This is a genomic window from Saprospira grandis, from assembly GCF_027594745.1.
GTDB lineage: Bacteria > Bacteroidota > Bacteroidia > Chitinophagales > Saprospiraceae > Saprospira > Saprospira grandis.
Genome location: NZ_CP110854.1, coordinates 387,814 through 406,592, shown reverse-complemented (window position 1 = coordinate 406,592; position 18,779 = coordinate 387,814). Strand labels below are relative to the sequence as shown.

Genomic DNA, 18,779 nt, shown 5'->3' with positions numbered 1-18,779 from the left:
CTTAGCCTGCTTTTATGGCCCCATTCTCAATCAAAAACAGCTTGAAATCGACTGCTTTAGGCAGCTTTTGCAGCAGCTCTAGCAGGCGGTTTTCATGGGCGTCGCTAATGAAGACCTGCCCAAAGGCCGGGCCCATTAAGAGCTCGAGCAATTGGCCCAACCGCTGCGCATCTAGCTTATCAAAAATATCGTCGAGTAATAGAATAGGCAGCTTTTGGCTACTGTCCTTTAGGGCCTGATATTGGGCCAGTTTAAGGGCCAATAAATAGGACTTGAGCTGCCCCTGAGAGGCAAATTGCTTGAGGGTCTGCCCCTTCATCCCAAAGACTAAATCATCCTTATGTGGCCCTACCGTCGAGCGCTGAAACTGTATGTCCTTGCGCCGATTTTCTCGCAATAGCTCCGCAAAATTCTGCTCCAAAAGGGGAGAGCTATAGCGCAAACTTACTTCTTCTTGTCCCTTAGATAATTGCGCATAAACTTGCTGAAAAACGGGCTGTAATTCCTCAATAAATTTTTTTCGGGCCGAAACAATGGCCTGAGCTGGCTCCAATAACTGCTGGTCATAGCTGTCGAGCAAAATGGGGTCGGGCTGGGCCGGATAATCTACCGATTTGAGTAGGGCATTTCTTTGCTTGATGAGCTTGTTGTATTGCATCAATTGATGCAGATAGTTCGGCGACTCCTGACTCAAACTCAGGTCCATAAAACGACGCCTTAATTCGCTGCCCTCCAAGATGAGTTTATTGTCGTCGGGGGCAATAATGACCAAAGGATAACGCCCAACATGATCGGCCAAACGCTCATAGGGCAGTCGGTTGCGCTCAAATGTTTTTCGCTTGCCCTTGGCCGCCTTCACCACAATTTCTTCGCTTTCTTCTCCTCGCTCAAATTGGGCTTGTAGGCGAAAAAAATCTGCTTCAAAACCAATCAAATAACGGTCTCTACTCACAAAGTTGCTTTTGCCCAAACACAACAAATGTATGGCATCCAGCAAGTTGGTTTTGCCCATGCCGTTTTGGCCCAAAATACAATTTAGCTTGGGCGAAAATTCAAATTGACTATCCCTATAATTTTTAAAGCCCTGCAAGCGCAGGGCTTTGAGCTGTTGGCTACGCATCTAGTTTTCCGATAAGGTCTTAGAAATATCTTGACTGTAGGCTTGTATGGCCGGAATAATACTGGCCAAAATCCCCAAGCCCAAAACGGCAAAAAAGAGCCAAGTTTCTCCCGCCAAGATGCGCCAAGGGTCTACACTATAGCGGTAGGTTTCTTCTATGTAACCCGCCAAAATACCCATGCCTAAATGACTAATCAAGAGGCCAAAGAGGGCCCCAAATAGGGCCACCAAAATCCCCTCTAACAAAAGCATGACCAATAGCTGCCCCGCCGAAGCGCCCATGCTGCGCATTAAGGCCAATTCATATTTGCGCTCCTTGATCGAGTTGTATAAAGAGATAAACATGCTCAAGGCCGAAATAATAATGATGATGGCCGCCAAATAGTAAAGCAGCTGCGCACCCATCCCCATATTGTCCATCAAACGACGCAATTCAAAGGCGGGTACAGCATAACCGAGCTCTTCCAAACCTTCGGTTTCATCAATGATTTTAGGCAACATGGTAGAGGCCATGGCCGAGGTTTTCCCCTCCGAATCTTTGGCGTAGCGAATCAATACGGCCGTGATTTCTTTGCCCTCTTCTGAAATAGGGGCCAGTTCTGCCGTATGCTCATGTCCATGATCGTGTCCTTCATGGCTGTGTTCGTGCGCCTCATGATTATGCTCGGCTTCCCCATGATCGTGTCCTTTATGGCTGTGATCATGCTCTTCATGATTATGCTCGGCTTCCCCATGATCATGTCCTTCATGGCTGTGCTCATGTTCCTCATGATTATGCTCGGCTTCCCCATGATCGTGCCCTTCATGGCTGTGTTCTTCACCTTCTTCATGCTCATGATCATGGCTTTCATGCACCCGCCAAACGGAGGCCACATTGGTCAAAATGAGCTGGTCCAAAACGGTTTGATTGGCCTTAAAAATGCCCACTACGGTATAAGCGGCATTTTCATGAACGTGTATGCTTTCGCTTTCTAGACCATGGGCCCCAAAAAAGGTATCGCCAATTTTGAGCCCTAGTTTTTTGGCCACTTTGGCGCCTAGGGTCACCTCCAAATCTTGGCTAAATAGCTTTCCTTCGGCCAATTGGGCTTTATAATGTTGGCCCAGTTGCTCGTCGGTCCCCACAATCCGAAACCCTTCATAGCTATCGCCTAGGGCCAGGGGGATGGCCGCCTCAATAAAGGGGTTTTTTTTCATCCAACGGACCTTGGCCAAGGGAATATTTCCCGTGGGCACATCAATATGATAAACCGAAGACAAGATCATTTGCAGCGGGCTCCCTTTGGCCCCCACCACCATATTGATGCCCTCAATATTCTTATACAGTCGCTCTTCCATCTGCTGGTTAAGCAGCAGCAGCAAACTGCTTAGCCCTACGCCCAGGGCCACCAAAACCAAGCTCAGGCCCGTATTCAATGGGCGGCTCAATAGACTCTTCCAAGAAATCTTAAATATGTTCATAAACTAAAGTAGAGGATTGCTAATGTTTTTTTGGGGCTGCCCCAGCCTGCGGCTGGGTCGGGCTGTGTCGCAGCTCGCTATTCGCTCGGCCCTTCGGCGCAAAGCGCCTCGGTCTGGCCCTGCGGGCCACTGCTGTCCATCCCTCAGCCTGCGGCGGCTTCGCCGCCTGCTAGACGCAAGTAAAAAACGCAATTTTTAAGGAAGTTCAAAGCCTTCAGCCTTAAATAACGACCAAGACCCAGCCCTAAAGGACCAAAAGGCCCTGCGGCCGCAGCCGCAAGCCCAAACGCTAGCCCCTCCGTTGAGCGGCCTAGCGATGTGTAGCAGTGGCCCTTAGGCCAGACCCAGCGGGCGCAGCCCGCGCAGGGCCGAGCGAATAGCGAGCTGCGAAACGTAGCGCCCGCCGAAGGCGGGAGGCCCCAAAATAGCAGCGAGCCCTGAAACGACAACAAGAACTTTAGTTCGCAGTTCGACGACCGAAGGGAGTAACCGCCGCAAGGCGAAGCCGCAGCGGAGGCCCCAAAAAATAACCATAAAAAATACAAAATACTTGCGTTAATAGATAGAGTTGCATAACTTAGGTATATGTTTAAAGTTAAAACCTCAATTTATGCGTAATTATTTACTGTATTTCTTGTTTCTCTTGCCCTTGGGACTTTGGGGGCAGGCTTGGCCAGCGGGGGCGCTTCCTGTTTCGGGGGACAGTTATCGGCTTTGTCAGGGCAGTGTATTGTTTGTTCTTCCTGCGGGGGGGAGTTTATATTTTCAGGGCCAGCATTTGGGCAGTGCGCCTGCTTTGGGGGCCGATAGTTTGCAGTTGCATCAGCCGGGCGCCTATTTATATATAGATAGTTTGGGCCAGCCCCTATTTTTTGAGCTCTTGACCAGACGGCAGCCGCCTAGTCAGTTGTTTTTTGGGCCGCTTTGTCAGTTAGATGCTCGGGCTCAGCAGCCGCCTTTTTTTCGCTATAGCTATGCCTTGGCCGACAGTCTGCCCGACCTCCGCCTGCGGCTTTATGCGGGCAGTCAGCTTTTAGAAAACCGCCTGCTGCCCCATGCGGGTCCGGGCTTTCATCAGGATAGTTTTTTGCTTTCTTTGCCCAGCAGCAGTCCCCAGCTTCAGCTTTGGCTTTCTTGGGAAAGCTGCGGGGGCCGCGACTCTATCGGCCGAGTCCTCCCCAATTATCAATCGCCCTTTGGGGGCTGGCAACTGCCTACTAGCTACGCCCTAGGCGATGATTCGCTCTATACTCCAGCGCTTTATAGCTTGCTAGATACGGGCTGGCAGAGCCAATTGCAATTGGGGCAGCAGCCCTTGGGCCTCTTGCAACAAGACTATTATTATCCGCAATGGGCCGGCCAAGATAGCCTGCTGCTCTATATAGAAAAAGCAGGCTGCCGCTATAGTTACGACAGCCTGCTTAGGGTGGCTCCTGCCCCCAGCTTTGCTTGGCAAAATTTAGAAATTGGGGCGGCAGTAGGAGAGGCCTGTGTGGGGGATAGTTTGCGCTTTTATTGGGCCAATTTGCGGGCGGTTCCGGCCCAGATTTTATTGCGGCAACTTAATGGGGATACAATAATCATAGACTTAAATAGTCTGCATTTGCAGCAGCAGTCTATTCGCTGCAAAGCTGAGTCTGATTGGCGATCGGCCAGCATCTATTTATTAGATAGTATTGGTCAGCATTTGATGCAAGCTTCGTCTATCTTGATGCCTGACATTAACTTGGCCTTTAGTCCATTAAAGACACCTATTTGTGCCAATGACCGCTTATTGATTTATGCTCAGCCCTCGGGCGGGACCTTTTCTGCGGAGCAATTGGACACCCTAGGCGGGCGGTCGGGCAGTTGGCAGCCCAATTTTGCTTTGGTAGATGGAGACACCTTAAAGGCCGATGAATTTATTTTTTCGGATCCGGACTTAAATTACGGTCGAGCTAATATTCGATTGACTTACAGTTATTTGCCGACCTACAGTAATCAGCAGTTTTGTTCGGACAGTATTCGTTTAGCTGTAGAATATCCGATTATAGACAATCGCTTGAGTTCGGCTTTTTTGCCTCCTCAATTAGTGGGAAATAATATTGCTTTAGGAGATATTTTGCAGGACCTTCGTCCAGCGCCACAAACTGCTTATTTTAGCGATTTGGACAGCAGTTTTTCGGGAACCTATGTACAGACTTATGGGAATACGGACTCCTTTTTGGTCCATTTGTCGGGCAGTGGAGAATATCCCGTAAATCTAACCTTAGGGTCATCGGCTTGTGAGGCAGAAATAGAGTTAAACTTATTTATTCAGCCTGAAGCTAGTATTCCGGATTTGCCCAGCGTAATTTGTACGGGGGCAGATACAGTTGTTTTTCATCGGGATAGTTTGTTTGCCTATTCGGATTGGTCTAGAGACACTATTTTGCGGCGAAATTGTGTGCAAATTAGTGCATCTTCTGGCGGCACTTTGGTTAATCGGAGTACAGGGGCTGTTATTTACGATTGTCAGAATGTACCTAGTGTCTTACGCAGCCGTAAGCGCAATGAGTTGATTAGCGTGGCGGCTTATTCGGACCAAGGCGCCCTTAGTTTAAATGATATTTTGTCTGGAAGAGCACCTATTGCTGGAGCTATAAATGCGCCTAATGCCTACAATGGGCAACCCGAGGATTTCTATTTGAATATGGGGGCGATTAACAACTTTTTGGCCTCCTCGAATGACAGTTCTTGTTATGTGGCCATGTTATTTAGGAGCATAGAAGAGCGGCAATATTTTAATGAGGAGGGGACGGCCTTGGATACGAGTCGGCAACCAACATATGATAGCAGTTATTTTGCGGCTATACAGTATGTAGAATTTGTGGATGTGGCCAATATTGGGATCATCGATAGCTTACTAGACCCTACTTATTGTTATAACCAGCAGGCTTTTCCCTTGGCGGTACAGCCTGCTTATGAAACCGGCTTTTCTAGAGTGAGTATTCGACGTTTGGGTGGAGCTACAGGAATTAGCTTAGTGGATGACATCATCGATATTTCGGGGGAGCCCTACTTTCAGGACAGCGTAGATCGAGAATATATTGTTCGTTATGAGTACAATAAATACTATGGTTGTCAGTCGGGTTTGCAGGAAGACACCTTTAAGGTGATTGCGCCCTTGCGTTTAGATTTTACTGGTCCACAAACTAATAATACCTATTGTGAAAATAGCCAAGAGGTCTATTTGAATGCTTATCCTACGGCCAATATGGGTTTATCTGCTCAGTTTGTTGGGCCAGGTATGGGCTATTTAAATAATGGTCAGCCGGCGCCATTGGCCAATACTTTTTCGCCTGTTTTGGCCGATACGGGGCAGCATACGATCAGTTATATTTTTACAGATTTGGCGGCTTGTGAGCACCGTATAGATAAAAGTTTTCGGGTACAGGCTGCGCCTGTAGTTCGTTTGCAAACTTTGGCGGGATCGCAGGACTTTTGCGCCAATGATACGGCTGTTGCTTTAGTGGGGCAGCCTTTTGGTGGGCAGTATTTTGGTCCAACTATTTTAGGCGATAGCTTATTTCATCCCAATCAGGCCTACTTACTAGATAGTGCAGCGGCTTCGGGTGGGGTACAGCTTTGGTATAGCTATAGTGATAGTTTGGGCTGTCGGGCTACGGATACTTTAGCCTTATCTATTTATCCTCTGCCTACTCCAGAAATACTAAACTTAGCTCCTGCTTACTGTGCCAATGCTTCAGCTGTTTTATTGCAGGGGGGCGATCGTTCGGGCAATTTGGGGCAGGGGCAGTTTTGGGGGAGAGCTTTGACCAATAATGTCTATCGGCCTCAATTGGCTGCAGCCCCTGAAGATACCGTTTATTATAGTCGGACAAATCAGTACGGATGCCAGCGTGAAATCATGCAATTGGTCCAAATAGATTCTGTGCCTCAGCCGCAGATTTTGCAGTTGGATAGTCAGTATTGCTTGACCGAGCCATCTTTTGTTTTGCAAGGGCAGCCACAGGCTGGACCCAATGAGCAGGCTACATTTACGGGGGCTGGAGTCAATTTTATCAATGGCCAATTTCGCTTTTCTGCTCAGCAAGCGGCAAATACAGCGGGTATTTTACAGCCAATAGCGCTTACTTACAGCTTTGTAGATAGTCGAGGTTGTCAGGGCCAAAATCAAGTGCAGACCTTGGTCAATCCATTGCCTCAAGCACAATTCAGTTTGGCTTCGGCCTATTGTGTAGATGCAGAAGCAGATACTTTGTCTAATAGGGTACAAATGCAACAGTATGCCCAAGCTTATTTTCAAGCTGCAGGTATACAGGATAGTAGTTTGGGTATTTTTTCTCCTGCTTTAGCGGCTCAGCAAGCAGGTTTTGGTTTGCAGCAGATTCAGTTTTTTGTACAGGATAGTAATGGTTGCCAAAACAGCAGCACAGAGAGCTATATCTTAAATGGTTTGCCTATAATCAATATTACGGGCTTGCCTGCTGCGCTTTGTAATCAAGGGGCAGAGGTAGATATTAGAGCTTTTCCTGTGGGAAGTATTGGAAGTCAAGCTCAGTATAGCCATAATTTCCCAATGGCCAGTTTTCAGATTCGTTCTGCTTTGCAGGCAGAAGCCAGTTTGAGTCCCTCTCTTTTGGCAGCTCAGACTTACTTTTTAGCCTATGCCTATACCGATGCCAATGGTTGCCAGAATCAGGATACGGTTTTTACTACTGTTTTTGCTCGACCGCAGGCCCAAATACAAGGGTTGGATACTAGCTATTGTGAGCAAGAGGATAGTATTTATATGCAAGGAAACTCCATTTATGGAGAGTTTTCGGGCCCGGGGGTTTTGCAAAATAGCAATATCTTTATTCCTGCTCGAGCTGCAGCTGGAAACCATCTAATTAGCTATTTAGTAGAAGAGCTACACTTATTTCCTACCGCTCAAGATAGCCTAATTTGTAGTGATCTGGCCCAAGCCCAAGTTCAGGTTCGGCCCAAGCCCAGACCCAGTCTGTTGCAACCTACGGCAAATAGTAGCTTCTGTCTGACTAGCCCTAGTGAGCAACTTATTGGGGGAATTCAAAACACGGCTTTGCTACTAGATGCCAGCTATACTGGCAATGGCCTACGGCCCGAATATCTGCAAAGAGTAGATACGATGACCGTAAATGGTCAGACCGTGAATGTCATTGTTTTAGATACCATTTATCATTTTGATCCCGCCCTGGCTGGAGTAGGCCTGCATGAACTACAGTTTAGCGCAAGCAATGTTTTCGGTTGCCTAGATTCTGTTAGCCATTTGGTGCAGGTGTTGGCTACCCCCAGTCCCAGCTTTGCCCTAGATAGCCAGTTTTGTGAATCGGCTCCCCGCCAAATTCTATCGGCTAGTCCAGCAGGGGGGATTTTCTTTCTCAATGGCGATACGCTATTGCAAAATGAATATCAACCCAATTCATTGTATCCTCAGCAGCCACTGAGTCAAAATCAGCAAGATACACTGGTCTATTTGGTCAGCAATAGTAGTTGTGAGGCTAGCGATACGCAGTTTGTTACTGTTTTTCCCAACCCTCAGGTTAGTTTTAGCTTGGACCAAAATGTAGATGCTTTTTGTCTAGGCCAAAATGATAGTTTGCTTTTGCTTCCCCAACCTTTGGGCGGTCAATTCTACGGCAATGGGGTGGCTTTTGGGCAGTCTTTATTTTTGGCTGAGAATGCGGGTTTGGGCGAGCATATTATTCGCTATGAATATACGGATAGCCAAGGCTGTCAGGGAATTTTCTGGGACAGCCTACGGGTGTATAGCCAACCCCGCTTGGCCTTGGATGCCTCTGGGGGCTGTTTGAATGATGCTTATTTGTTTTGGAATAACGGGCCCTTGGGCCTAGGGGGACTTTTTCAGAATCAGGTTTTTGATAGTATCAGTCAGGCTTATTGGCAGATAGGCGGGGGTGCACCTATTGCGGCTAGCTTATCGGCTCCCTTCGAGCTGGACAGTCTGTCCTATCAATTTACACAAGCGGGCAGCTATTGGGCCAGTCTAACCATCGAAAATCAGGGCGTTTGTTTGGCCAAGGACAGCATTCTAATACAGGCCTCGCCTAATGTTCAGCCTACTGCGCAACTCCCTTATGCAGAAGACTTTAATCAGGATGATGGCCAATGGCTAGCCGAAAGCCAAGCGGGTTATCCCGATAGTTTATGGGAGTGGGGCTTGGCCCAAGGTCAGCGAATCAACAGCCTACAAGATAGCGCCCATTTATCGCTTTGGGCCAGTCGTTTGTCTGCTCCCTATCCCGCCAATCAGAGTGCTTGGGTCTATAGCCCTTGTTTTGATTTGAGCCTTTTGGACCGCCCGATGCTCAGCCTCGATATTTTTGATGATACCGATGCGGGCAATGATGGAACTGTCATTGAGTTTTACGATCCTCAACTCGCGCTTTGGCGGCCTTTGGGCGATTTAGGGCAGGGCCTAAATTGGTACAATGAGGATATTATTGCGGGCCGCCCTGGCGAGCAGCAACTGGCCCCCAGAGGCTGGTCGGGCTCAGGTACAGGCTGGCAAACGGCCCGCTACGCCCTAGATAGTTTTCGACAGCAGTCTTTTCGCTTTCGGATTGCCTTTGGGGCCTTGGGCGTGAGCCCTACTGCCTATGAGGGCTTTGCCTTTGACAATATATTTCTGGGCAATCGCCGCAAAAAGGTCTTGTTAGAGTACTTTTCCAATTTGGGGCAGGCTGATTTGGGGGCGGCTTATACGCATCTCAATCAGTTGGTTTATCATCCGCCTTTGGTGCATGATTTGGTCCTCATACAGTACAATACGGATTTCCCTAGCTACGACCCTTTTTATGCCCAAAACATGGCGGATCCTTCTGCGCGTTTGTTGTTTTATGGCCTATCGGAGGCGGGGAAATTGGTCCTCAATGGTCGCCGTTTTAGCCAGTCGGCTCCCTTGGCCCTACAACTGCAGGCTATGGATTTGGAGAAAGATCGCTTAGCCGATCCGCTTATAGATATAGAGGGGCAGTCTTTTATTCGGGCCAATGAGATAGAGCTACAGCTCTCGCTCGATGCTTTGGGCAATTGGCAGCAGGCCAACCTCAAGCTTTATGTTGCCTTGGTCGAGGATTCGCTTTTTTATGATAATGGCCAGCCTTTGCATGCTTTTGTGCGCAAACTTTTGCCCGATGCAGCGGGTACAGAGCTGCCCGAAAACCTGAGCGCTGGACAGTCGCTGAACTATAGCTTTAGCCAGCCTTTATCGCCAGATTGGCAGCCGCAACAGCTACAATGGGTGGCCTTTGTTCAAGAGCAAACCGCCGATAGTAGCTTTATTCATCAGGTCTATAGCAACCGAGATATTTCTATTTATTTGGGACAAGAAGAAGCCCCAGAAGAGGCTGTCGCACCTCAGTTATCGCTTTTTCCCAACCCCAATATTGGACAGTTTCAGTTGTTGTTGGAGCAGCCCGCGCTTCAGGCCGGAAGCTGGCAGTTGTACAGCCTTTTGGGCCAAACTATAGCTACTGGAAGCTGGGCCCAAGGCCAAAAAGAACAGCAGATAAGGATGCCGCAAACGGCTTTGGCTGGAACCTATATCTTGCGCTTGCAAATAGGCGATTGGCTGCTGCAAAAGAAGGTCGTTTTTAAGGGCTATTAAGGTTTGGGGCCCGCGGCCAGCTAGGCCTTTGGCCTAGGTTGGCCGCCGCTATGCTGCGGGGCTCACAGGTCTGTTCGGCCCTTCGGCGGCAAAGCCGCCTCGGTCTGGCCTTCGGCCACCCCTCCGCAGCGCTGGGCCGTTTGGCCTTCGGCCAATTAATGAATCCATTAACAAGTAAATCCAACCAAACTAAACAACATAATTTTTAACAAAAACACAATTCCTATGAAAAATTACACTGAAAATCCTGATCCAGATCAGGACACCCCACCCAATCCCCCTGCAAAATAAGCGGGCGGAAGAGGAGAAGAAGCTTGGCTTTTTCTCCTCTTTTTTGGCTGGTTTATCGTATGCTTGCTTTAGGGGTGACCTACAGTAAAAAAGGTCTTGAAAAAACTTGCTTGTAAGCAATTACTCCTTATTATTAGTAATAAGGCTAGGGTTGCGTTAAATCTAAACAACTAATAATATAATGTATAGAGGGTTAATTTTTTTACTGTGTCTGACTTTTGGGACTTTGAACGCTCAAAAAGATAGCTGTTTTATTGAAAACTATAAGAAAGACCCTGAACATGCAGAAATGTTTGGGTTTGATGATAATACAATTTTTATCTATGAGTTAGGGCGACTTGTCAAGTCTGATAAAGCAAAACTAAGCAGAGACCTAGAAGGAAAAGTTTATATTAAGGTCTTTTTAAATAAGTCTCTAACTATAATAGATTCTATAGAAGTTGAAGGTTTAAGACTCAGTCCTAAAAAACAAAAACGTTTATTAAGACGATCAAGGAAAAAAGTGAAAATTATAAGGACTTGTTGGGCTGTTAATTATTATGCAACAGGACCAAAGCCTCTGCCTGTATATATTAGATTTCGTAAACGACATATTCTTTTTGCTATAAATAGGCTTTAAGAGCTTGATATTCAGGCTTAACTTCTTGCGATTTATTTGAGCAAAAATGGGCTTAACCCTTTTTATGTCTAATCCATAAGACTTTAGATTTATTCGGTAAGTCCATGGAGAGTTTGAAAATGCTACTGAAAAGTATAACGATGACAATAAAATTAAGCGAAAAGATGGAGAGCCTATTGAAAATAAGTAGTGTAATTTTAATTTTTATAGTTTATTCTTCCTGTGATGTAAAGCAAGTAAACTCAAAGGAAAAGTTGCCAGCCAAAGAAATAGAAGAGCTTAGAATTGATAAAAAATTTAGGGGGAAATGGAGAGTCGTAGATGTCCTAGAGATACCCCGAGCTAAACCAGGTTTTTTTAATATTTCAAAGGAAGAGGCAGAAAGGTATCGAGGGAGTTTTATTTTTATTGCAAGAGGTGTATACAAAAATTTAGATGGTAGTTGTGAACTTAAAGATATAGAGAACTTGAGACTTAGTGTTTTTGACTATATGGAATACTCTAGAACAGCTGCTTATCCTCCTGTTCGCTGTAAAATAGATATAGATACAATAGAAGTAGTCCGACCATATTGTACAAATCGAATTGACGCATTAGACATTTTTGAATTAAAAGGGGTTTTTTATGCTAATTTAGGATCTGTTTGGCTAGTATTGGATAAAGAAAATGAATTTAAGTAAATGAATTAACATATATGTGGTTGACTATAAGAAATATTTTGTTTGTTGTTGTGATGTTATTCTGCCAAAATAATAACAATACAAAAGAACTAGAGAGAACAAATTTGGAGCCTAAAGATGAAAAGGCCAAAATAGACCACCGTCCATCTAGGTTGTGTCGATTTTACCAAATTATAGATGAGCCTTGTTTAAGCGATTTGAAACAAAATCAGTACAGATTGACATATAAGCCTTCAATAGATAGTGGATGGGATACAGCCGTACAGTTGATAAGAATCGAAGAATCTGACTATCCAGAAGCTGTAATTTTAAAAGAAAAAAAACTGAAACAGTACTACTGGGGGCTAGAATCTGAAGCAGAAATAACATATAGTGGTCGCTATCATCATCTGCTGAGAGATATGAGCTTAGTTTATAGGCAGTTGGATGCTTTAATCTTGGAGAAAAGTAGCAATTTAGATGTCGAGGAAGCATATTTTGTTCTAGAAAAAGAACAGCAAACACCTGTATATTTTGGAGAACAACATGCCCCTAAGTTTTTTTTAAAATTAAGGACTATTCATGATAGTTTGAATGCCTATATGCAAGAGCATTAGCTTTATCCTCTAAACTTTAAGGATTACATTTTAGGGCTAGCTTTTCAAACTATTTTGGGGCCTCCCGCCTTCGGCGGGCGCTACGTTTCGGGGCTCGCTGCTCGCTCGGCCCTTCGGCGGCAAAGCCGCCTTGGTCTGGCCTTCGGCCACCCCTGCACATCGGTTACTCCCGTTGGTCGTCGAACTGCGCCCTAAAGGGCTTGTTGTGGCCGCTCAGCTGTCTTTTTTCTTTTGGCTGTTCTCTTCGGCGGTTAGTCAGTTTTGGGCCCTTAGAAGTAGGAAAAGCGAACAAGGACTTTAGTCCGTCAGTTCGCTCAAGTCAGAACCCTGGGCTTCAGCCCATGGCGGTAAGCATAGCCGCTTATTAGTCCCCCAACTTTTTCTTGGGAGTTTGGAAGAAAGGGAGGGTTGAGAAGAAGCCTTTTAAGAACTAGCGGGTTTTTGGATCCATGGGCTAAAGCCCATGGTTGTGGGGTTGAGCAAACTGGCGGGCTAAAGCCCTTGTTTGCTATAAATGATATGGGCCGATGGTTTCAACCATCGGCTCATTTTTATTGTGCTTAGTATGGCTGCTTTTGTTGCTGTAGGTTTCAACCTACAGGTACATATATCCATCCTACAGGTCTCAAAAAACAAAACTAGTCCCTCAACTTTTTCTTGGAAGTTTTGAGGGGAAAGAGGAAAAAGTAAAGAAAAAGCCTTTTAGCGGCTGGGCAGTTTTGGGCCCATGGGCTGAAGCCCATGGTTGTGGGGCTATGCAAACTGGTTGCTATAAATGTTATGGGCTTAGTATGGCGGCTTCTGTTGCTGTGTATTTTAACCCAAGGTATTCATATTATATAATCGCCTAGGGACAAGCCCCTAGGCTAATCAAATGGAGTCAGCCCTAAAGGGCCTCAAATTGTGATGTAGGGTTTTGCTCTGTTGTTATTGCAAAGAAGGACCATATCCAAAGGCCCTCTTTAGAGGGCTGTCTGAAAAAGCTAGCCTAGGGGCTTGTCCCTAGGCAGCAGAGCAGGTATGTATTGAGATAGTTTTATTAGTCCCTCAACTTTTTCTTGGAAGTTTTGAGAGGGAGGGAGAGAGGATTGAGAATAAGCATTTTACTGATAAAGCTTTATATTACAACTCATTATGGGCCGATGGTTTTAACCATCGGCTCATTTTATTGGGCTAAGTATGGCTGCTTTTGTTGTTGTGGGTTTTAACCCAGAGGTTCAAAAAAACAACCGCCAGACAATAAGCGCCGAAAAAAATCCCTCGAATGAGGGGATGGCGATTTTTTCGATAGCCTAGGGCCAAGGCCCTAGGCTGGGGCAAAGGCCAAATAGAAGCTCTGCGACTTCTATCCTTTGCTTTAATTTCTTGCTATTTTCCCTTATTTTCTCTCTCATAGCTAGGGCTATGCTTTAAAAAAATGCCTTGACTAGTCTGAAATTTTTATCAAAGGATGGCCGATAAGTTAATTTTATGAGGGTTTCAACCCTCATTTATAGATTATTGCGAAGCAATACCGCTGTTGTATGGCTGCTGGTTTCAACCTGCAGCCACGGCTAGCAGGCGGCGAAGCCGCCGCAAAGGAGCGAAGCGACTTGGCCTAGGGGCCTGAAAGGGGGCCGCGCAGCGGCAGACCAAGGGCGAAGCCCGCAGGGCCGAGCAGACTTGCGAGCCCTGCAAGGGCCCGGCCGCCAAAGGCGGCAGGCCCCAAAAAATAAATATGGATATGCGGATAAAAAGATTCCTCAACTTATTCTTATGGCTACTGTTTTTGGGCCTATCATCTTGTCAAAGAGTGCCCGCAGAGCTCGATTTTGAGCAGGCTGCCAATGAGTTGATGCAGCAGCATTATCATGAAATCAAGCCCATTAGTAATTATTTGCATCAGAAGCAGTTTGCGGCAAATGCAGCGGCTATCTATAGGGCGAAAAGGAAAGAGCTGCGAGCCAAAAGCTTCTTGAAGGTCTTGGATTACCCTGAAGACTGGGATGCACTTAGCGATTTTGAGCAGTTGCTATTCTTGCAAAATAATGCTGATTTGAGGCAACTTATTGCGGAGGATTATGCCGTTTTTGAACAAACAGTGTTTTTAAATAAGGTTTTGGCAGGCTCAAAAAAACGTTTAAAAGATTGGGGTAAAGAGGATGTAGAGGCCTTTAAGCGACTAATTTTACAGCTAGATTGGGGGAAAAGCAAGCAAGCATTTTTTGTAGATAATAAAGCAGATCCAAGGCTTTCGACTTATTATATAGATCCCTATGAGGCAGAAGCTGTTGTCTTGGCTGGTGGAGCTAATAAACAAGCTGTTTTTGCTCTATTTTTATTGGATAAGCTGCTTTTGGAGGAGGAGATGAGCAGGGCGAGCAAGCATAGCTATTTGCTTTGTTATCAGACTGTTCATCCGAAGAATCGCAAGGATCAGCAGTTGCATGATTATGGAGATATATTTTATCGCTATGAGCTGGAAGAGAAGGAGGGACAGCTACTGCTGAAAAAGCATTTTTTGAATGATTACAAGCTATTTATTCATTAAAAAAAATAAGTTATGCGTTTTTTGCTTTGTGCTTGTGCTTGGCTGTTACTCCTTGCTTGTCGGTCAGAGGTTAATCAATTATCGGAACTAAAAGAAATAGACCAAAGAATCATTGATGCAGTAATTCCTGCGCCAATAGGGACAGAAGCTGCCTTAATTTTTTATGGGACTCATTTGTCTAGTCGGCGAGTTTGCTACCTGCAAAAGTCGGATAGCAGCTGCTGTTGTTATTATTTGGAAGAAAAAGAAAAAAGCGAGAAAGGCCGTTTAGTAGCTAGTTATGCAGATGAGCAAACTTATCGTTTGCGTCAGCTTTATTTGCAGCAGAAAGCTTGTTTTAAGTTGGATAAATTTAGCTATCGAGGCTTTTGGGAAAAGCTAAAATTAGAAAAAAGTCTATCTTTGAAGCCACAAGAAAAAGCAGCAGCCCCCTCAAATTATTTGGCTCGTTACGCCCTGATTGAAGTAGTGGATAAGCAGCACATTTTTGTAGAAAATTACTTTTTGGAAGAAAAGGTTAATCTAGAGCATATTCCAACTCGCTTTTTGATGCTTTATGATGAATTAAATCAGTTTTTGCGAAATGAGTATTGGGAGAGGGGTTAAGTTGTATTAGTCCTCCAGCTTTTTCTGGATTTAGATCCAAAGTAATAGTTTATGGGAAAATTGATTGCAGGAGATAAGGTTATTCTTGTTCTGATGCTACATTTGGTTAATAGCAATTTTAAGGTAAAGCGTTTTTATCTAATGTTTAAGGCTTTCACTAAGATAGGGATATTTGTAGATCTACCTTTTTTCTTTCAAAAGCTAGAAAGTGAGGCTTATGTTCAGCTTTATGAGAAGACTTCAAAATTAGAATTAGGGCAGTATGAAATGACTGATAAGGGCAGAAAGCTTCTTGATGCAATGCCAACAAAAGAGTTAGTGAAATACCTTGAATTGTTTGAAGAATTTAATTTAGAGGGATTTCAGTTTTTTATAAAAGAGAAGGACGCTAGTTAAACTCGAACTTTAGTTCTCTAAAGTCTGACCGAAACTTATTTTTAGTATATTGTGAGCTATTTGTTTGAGATTTATGCAGCAAAGTTTATAAACATGGAAATAAAATACGGCGTAGTTGGCCTTATATTAAACGGTGATGATCAAGGTAAATATGTTAAAATAGAGGATGATACTAATGGTAGTACTGGAGGAATTTACATCTTAATTTCAGAGGACGAGTTTTTTACTAAAAATGTTTTTGATGACTGGCTTCCGAATAAAGATGATATCCTCGAATATGTTGAAGAGTCTAGATGGAAAATTCAATGGAGATAGAACAAAATAATATTATTTGGTAAGCCACAATTAAACAGGTATGATGGATGAAGAATGGATGAAAGTATTAGAGCTCATTGTGGATGAAAAGATAAATGCGTTATCGCAAGTCTTAAATCACAGAGGAGAAACCTATGGTTATAGATTTGTTGTCGTTCAAAAAGACAGTCGAATAGGGTATTTAGTTATATGGAAAGAAGATACATTACAAGCTGTAAATATTTCACGAATTAAAGTACCAGTTACTTATCTAAATCAGAGACAACCTATTCCTGAAAATTTAATTTTCGATTGGTAGATAGGCGTTCATCGATACTAATTGCCCTTGCAGTTAGGGGCCTCCCGCCTTCGGCGGGCGGTTACTCCCGTTGGTCGTCGAACTGCGGACTAAAGTCCTTGTTGTCGTTTCGCAGCTCGCTGTTCGCTCGGCCCTGCGCAAAAAACAAGTTTTTGCTGGGTCTGCGGCTTTGCCGCACTGCCTACCATCGCTAGGCCATTTGGCCTTCGGCCATGGCGGCGAAGCCGCCTGCTATTCATCGCCTAGGGACAAGCCCCTAGGCTAACTCCATGGAGTCAGCCCTAAAGGGCCTCAAATTGTGATGTAGGGTTTTGCTCTGTTGTTATTGCAGGGGAAGACCATATCCAAAGGCCCTCTTTAGAGGGCTGTCTGAAAAAGCTAGCCTAGGGGCTTGTCCCTAGGCAGCAGAGCAGGCAGATAGCTTCAGTAGTCCCTCAACTTTTTCTGTGGATAGAAGCGCGAAGAAAGTAAAGTGTCTTTTAACGGCTGGGCGGCTTTGGCCCATGGGCTGAAGCCCTTCATTGCTATTTTAGGACAAGCACATAATTTATAAAAATGCTAAATTTAAAGAGAGTAGCTAGTGTTGTCGCTCTTAGTATACCTTTTTTCCTTTTCTTTGGTTGCAGTAGTTCTCCTTCAATCAAAGGAGTAGTCAAAAGGATGACCATCTGCCACGATTTTAGAAATTTACCTAATAGCGATTGCAACATAGTATTTATTTTAATAGATATTGAGGCTGTAGATTTTCCTGAGGAGGAAATTATATTGTCCTATCCTTTTGGACAAGCCAACTGTAGGGATAGCGTTCTTCTAGCAGAAAATTTACGTATTAAGGTTAAAGATAAATTATATCCCCTCAGCTCATTAAAGGGGGGAGAGGCCGCCGAACTGCTAACAAAAGCGGAGAATGTATTTTCGGTTATGTTTACTGATAGTCTTATGTCGCCTCCACATTCATTAGAGGTTTTCTCTAATTACTATAAAACTGTTTTTGATGATGGATTTGAGATTATCTTAGATAGAGGGCAGCGAAGAAAGCCAGACTATCTTTCAATAGTCTGTGAGAAAATACCTGATTTTCAATATCAAGTATTAGAGGATAGTAGCGGCTGGAAGGCGGTTTTTGAGCATTCTTCAGAATTTGATTATTCTCCCTTTGCTCCAGCAACTATAAAGTAACGGCAATAAATAAATGCTCAAGGGGGTAAGCCAGCATACAGTTGTTTTGTCTTTCTGCACAAACATCTTAAAATATCATCCATTATGGATATACTTAAAATAATGTTTTTTATTTTCAACCTACACTACAATGCTGCTTTTCCAGAAGATTATATTCCATTCCCAAAACCAGAAGCTGTTCCACAAACTGCCTGCTGGCTTGGGGGATATGATGGTGGAAATTGGCTGAATATAGACTCAATAGTTCAGAAGAATAACAATATGTACCTCTATGCTCAGGTTTATTCGGGGTATTATGGAGAAAGCTTAGCATCAGGAAAGTTTAAATTATCTTGTGAAGACAGCCTATTCGACTTTGATGAAAAAAATGTTGAAAGCGTACTTTCTTTTTATCAAGAAGGAAAAATTTTTACTTTAGCCGTGAATCAGGATGGCCGTTATTGTGTATTTATCTTGGAGGAAAATAATTAGCTTTAAGGCTATTTCATCCTGCCTATATACAACTTTGATTTGGGGCAAAAATCTCCCCGAAGACGGAAACTAAACTCATATACCATTAAATACAGTTGATAATGTGGGCCGATAAGTTGAAACAGATAAATGAGAAATTAAGCAACCATTTATGGTTAGATGTAGAAGTTGCTTCAATTATGGATGAAACATTGGTATTAAATCTAGGAGAAGATTTGACATATAGTCCTAGATATCAGCTTAAATTGGAGGGGGTGAATTATTTTAACCTAGGTCGCTGCTGGACTTGGGAGCCTACTAAGCCATTTATTGAATCCGTTGACTTTTCTTTTATCGAGCAAGTTAATCGTCAATATATACAGGAGAGTTTGACAGAAGAAGGAGTAACTTCATTATTTAAACTCGCCACAGATGAGGACGCATTTTTCTTAGTTATTGCCGCAGAAATCGAATTATTAGCTATTGATTAAGTTGATGGACCGTTATCGCAATGATGCGGCTCAAGCACTTTTTCTCTGAATGGCTCTCTTCGCTCAGCATCAAAATGCAGAAACAAGAAGTCCTGATGCGTATTCAAATTTTAA

At 44.3% G+C, this 18,779-nt stretch carries 14 protein-coding genes; 12 read left to right on the top strand and 2 right to left on the bottom strand.

All coding sequences use genetic code 11. The features are described from left to right. Window position 1: 1 nt before the first annotated feature. Together recF and OP864_RS01570 are read right to left on the bottom strand one after the other, a co-directional pair. Window positions 2-1,120: a DNA replication/repair protein RecF gene (gene recF, locus OP864_RS01575; RefSeq protein WP_270099560.1), complete on the bottom strand. Its 1,119-nt coding sequence runs from the start codon at window positions 1,118-1,120 to the stop codon at window positions 2-4. Further along, the gene (locus OP864_RS01570; RefSeq protein WP_270099559.1) at window positions 1,121-2,581 is read right to left on the bottom strand and encodes an ABC transporter permease; all 1,461 of its coding nucleotides are present in this window, start codon (window positions 2,579-2,581) and stop codon (window positions 1,121-1,123) included. A gap of 610 nt (window positions 2,582-3,191) precedes the next feature. Here OP864_RS01570 and OP864_RS01565 point away from each other — a divergent pair. From OP864_RS01565 to OP864_RS01505, 12 genes are all read left to right on the top strand, one after another. Beyond that, window positions 3,192-10,214: a T9SS type A sorting domain-containing protein gene (locus tag OP864_RS01565; protein ID WP_270099558.1), complete on the top strand. Its 7,023-nt coding sequence runs from the start codon at window positions 3,192-3,194 to the stop codon at window positions 10,212-10,214. Between the two features lie 517 nt (window positions 10,215-10,731). Beyond that, complete coding sequence (locus OP864_RS01555) at window positions 10,732-11,124, top strand: hypothetical protein (RefSeq protein WP_270099557.1); 393 nt, start codon at window positions 10,732-10,734, stop codon at window positions 11,122-11,124. Between the two features lie 140 nt (window positions 11,125-11,264). Next, window positions 11,265-11,804: a hypothetical protein gene (locus OP864_RS01550; protein ID WP_270099556.1), complete on the top strand. Its 540-nt coding sequence runs from the start codon at window positions 11,265-11,267 to the stop codon at window positions 11,802-11,804. Window positions 11,805-11,818: 14 nt separating this feature from the next. Further along, window positions 11,819-12,400, top strand: coding sequence for a hypothetical protein (locus OP864_RS01545; RefSeq protein ID WP_270099555.1), 582 nt, complete (start codon window positions 11,819-11,821; stop codon window positions 12,398-12,400). A gap of 1,723 nt (window positions 12,401-14,123) precedes the next feature. Further along, complete coding sequence (locus OP864_RS01540; RefSeq protein ID WP_270099554.1) at window positions 14,124-14,930, top strand: hypothetical protein; 807 nt, start codon at window positions 14,124-14,126, stop codon at window positions 14,928-14,930. Between the two features lie 12 nt (window positions 14,931-14,942). Then, the gene (locus OP864_RS01535; protein ID WP_270099553.1) at window positions 14,943-15,536 is read left to right on the top strand and encodes a hypothetical protein; all 594 of its coding nucleotides are present in this window, start codon (window positions 14,943-14,945) and stop codon (window positions 15,534-15,536) included. A 51-nt stretch (window positions 15,537-15,587) separates the two neighbouring features. After that, window positions 15,588-15,932, top strand: a complete 345-nt coding sequence (locus OP864_RS01530; RefSeq protein WP_270099552.1) for a hypothetical protein — start codon at window positions 15,588-15,590, stop codon at window positions 15,930-15,932. 93 nt (window positions 15,933-16,025) lie between these two features. Next, a complete protein-coding gene (locus OP864_RS01525) occupies window positions 16,026-16,247 on the top strand; it encodes a hypothetical protein (RefSeq protein WP_270099551.1) in 222 nt (73 codons plus the stop codon). Between the two features lie 40 nt (window positions 16,248-16,287). Then, window positions 16,288-16,545 carry a hypothetical protein gene (locus tag OP864_RS01520; RefSeq protein ID WP_270099550.1) on the top strand — a complete coding sequence of 86 codons (258 nt, stop codon included), beginning with the start codon at window positions 16,288-16,290 and terminating at the stop codon, window positions 16,543-16,545. A 555-nt stretch (window positions 16,546-17,100) separates the two neighbouring features. Continuing rightward, the gene (locus tag OP864_RS01515) at window positions 17,101-17,724 is read left to right on the top strand and encodes a hypothetical protein (RefSeq protein WP_270099549.1); all 624 of its coding nucleotides are present in this window, start codon (window positions 17,101-17,103) and stop codon (window positions 17,722-17,724) included. 84 nt (window positions 17,725-17,808) lie between these two features. After that, window positions 17,809-18,195 (top strand): hypothetical protein, encoded by a 387-nt coding sequence (locus OP864_RS01510; protein ID WP_270099548.1) that lies wholly within the window; start codon window positions 17,809-17,811, stop codon window positions 18,193-18,195. A 101-nt stretch (window positions 18,196-18,296) separates the two neighbouring features. Next, window positions 18,297-18,665: a hypothetical protein gene (locus OP864_RS01505; RefSeq protein WP_014373410.1), complete on the top strand. Its 369-nt coding sequence runs from the start codon at window positions 18,297-18,299 to the stop codon at window positions 18,663-18,665. Window positions 18,666-18,779 lie beyond the last annotated feature (114 nt).

What these genes read in the sequence shown, in the direction of transcription:
- recF (WP_270099560.1), bottom strand. Translation starts at nt 1,120, where the DNA reads ATGCGTAGCCAACAGCTCAAAGCCCTGCGCTTGCAGGGCTTTAAAAAT.
- OP864_RS01570 (WP_270099559.1), bottom strand. Translation starts at nt 2,581, where the DNA reads ATGAACATATTTAAGATTTCTTGGAAGAGTCTATTGAGCCGCCCATTG.
- OP864_RS01565 (WP_270099558.1), top strand. Translation starts at nt 3,192, where the DNA reads ATGCGTAATTATTTACTGTATTTCTTGTTTCTCTTGCCCTTGGGACTT.
- OP864_RS01550 (WP_270099556.1), top strand. Translation starts at nt 11,265, where the DNA reads ATGACAATAAAATTAAGCGAAAAGATGGAGAGCCTATTGAAAATAAGT.
- OP864_RS01545 (WP_270099555.1), top strand. Translation starts at nt 11,819, where the DNA reads ATGTGGTTGACTATAAGAAATATTTTGTTTGTTGTTGTGATGTTATTC.
- OP864_RS01540 (WP_270099554.1), top strand. Translation starts at nt 14,124, where the DNA reads ATGCGGATAAAAAGATTCCTCAACTTATTCTTATGGCTACTGTTTTTG.
- OP864_RS01535 (WP_270099553.1), top strand. Translation starts at nt 14,943, where the DNA reads ATGCGTTTTTTGCTTTGTGCTTGTGCTTGGCTGTTACTCCTTGCTTGT.
- OP864_RS01530 (WP_270099552.1), top strand. Translation starts at nt 15,588, where the DNA reads ATGGGAAAATTGATTGCAGGAGATAAGGTTATTCTTGTTCTGATGCTA.
- OP864_RS01525 (WP_270099551.1), top strand. Translation starts at nt 16,026, where the DNA reads ATGGAAATAAAATACGGCGTAGTTGGCCTTATATTAAACGGTGATGAT.
- OP864_RS01520 (WP_270099550.1), top strand. Translation starts at nt 16,288, where the DNA reads ATGATGGATGAAGAATGGATGAAAGTATTAGAGCTCATTGTGGATGAA.
- OP864_RS01515 (WP_270099549.1), top strand. Translation starts at nt 17,101, where the DNA reads ATGCTAAATTTAAAGAGAGTAGCTAGTGTTGTCGCTCTTAGTATACCT.
- OP864_RS01510 (WP_270099548.1), top strand. Translation starts at nt 17,809, where the DNA reads ATGGATATACTTAAAATAATGTTTTTTATTTTCAACCTACACTACAAT.
- OP864_RS01505 (WP_014373410.1), top strand. Translation starts at nt 18,297, where the DNA reads ATGTGGGCCGATAAGTTGAAACAGATAAATGAGAAATTAAGCAACCAT.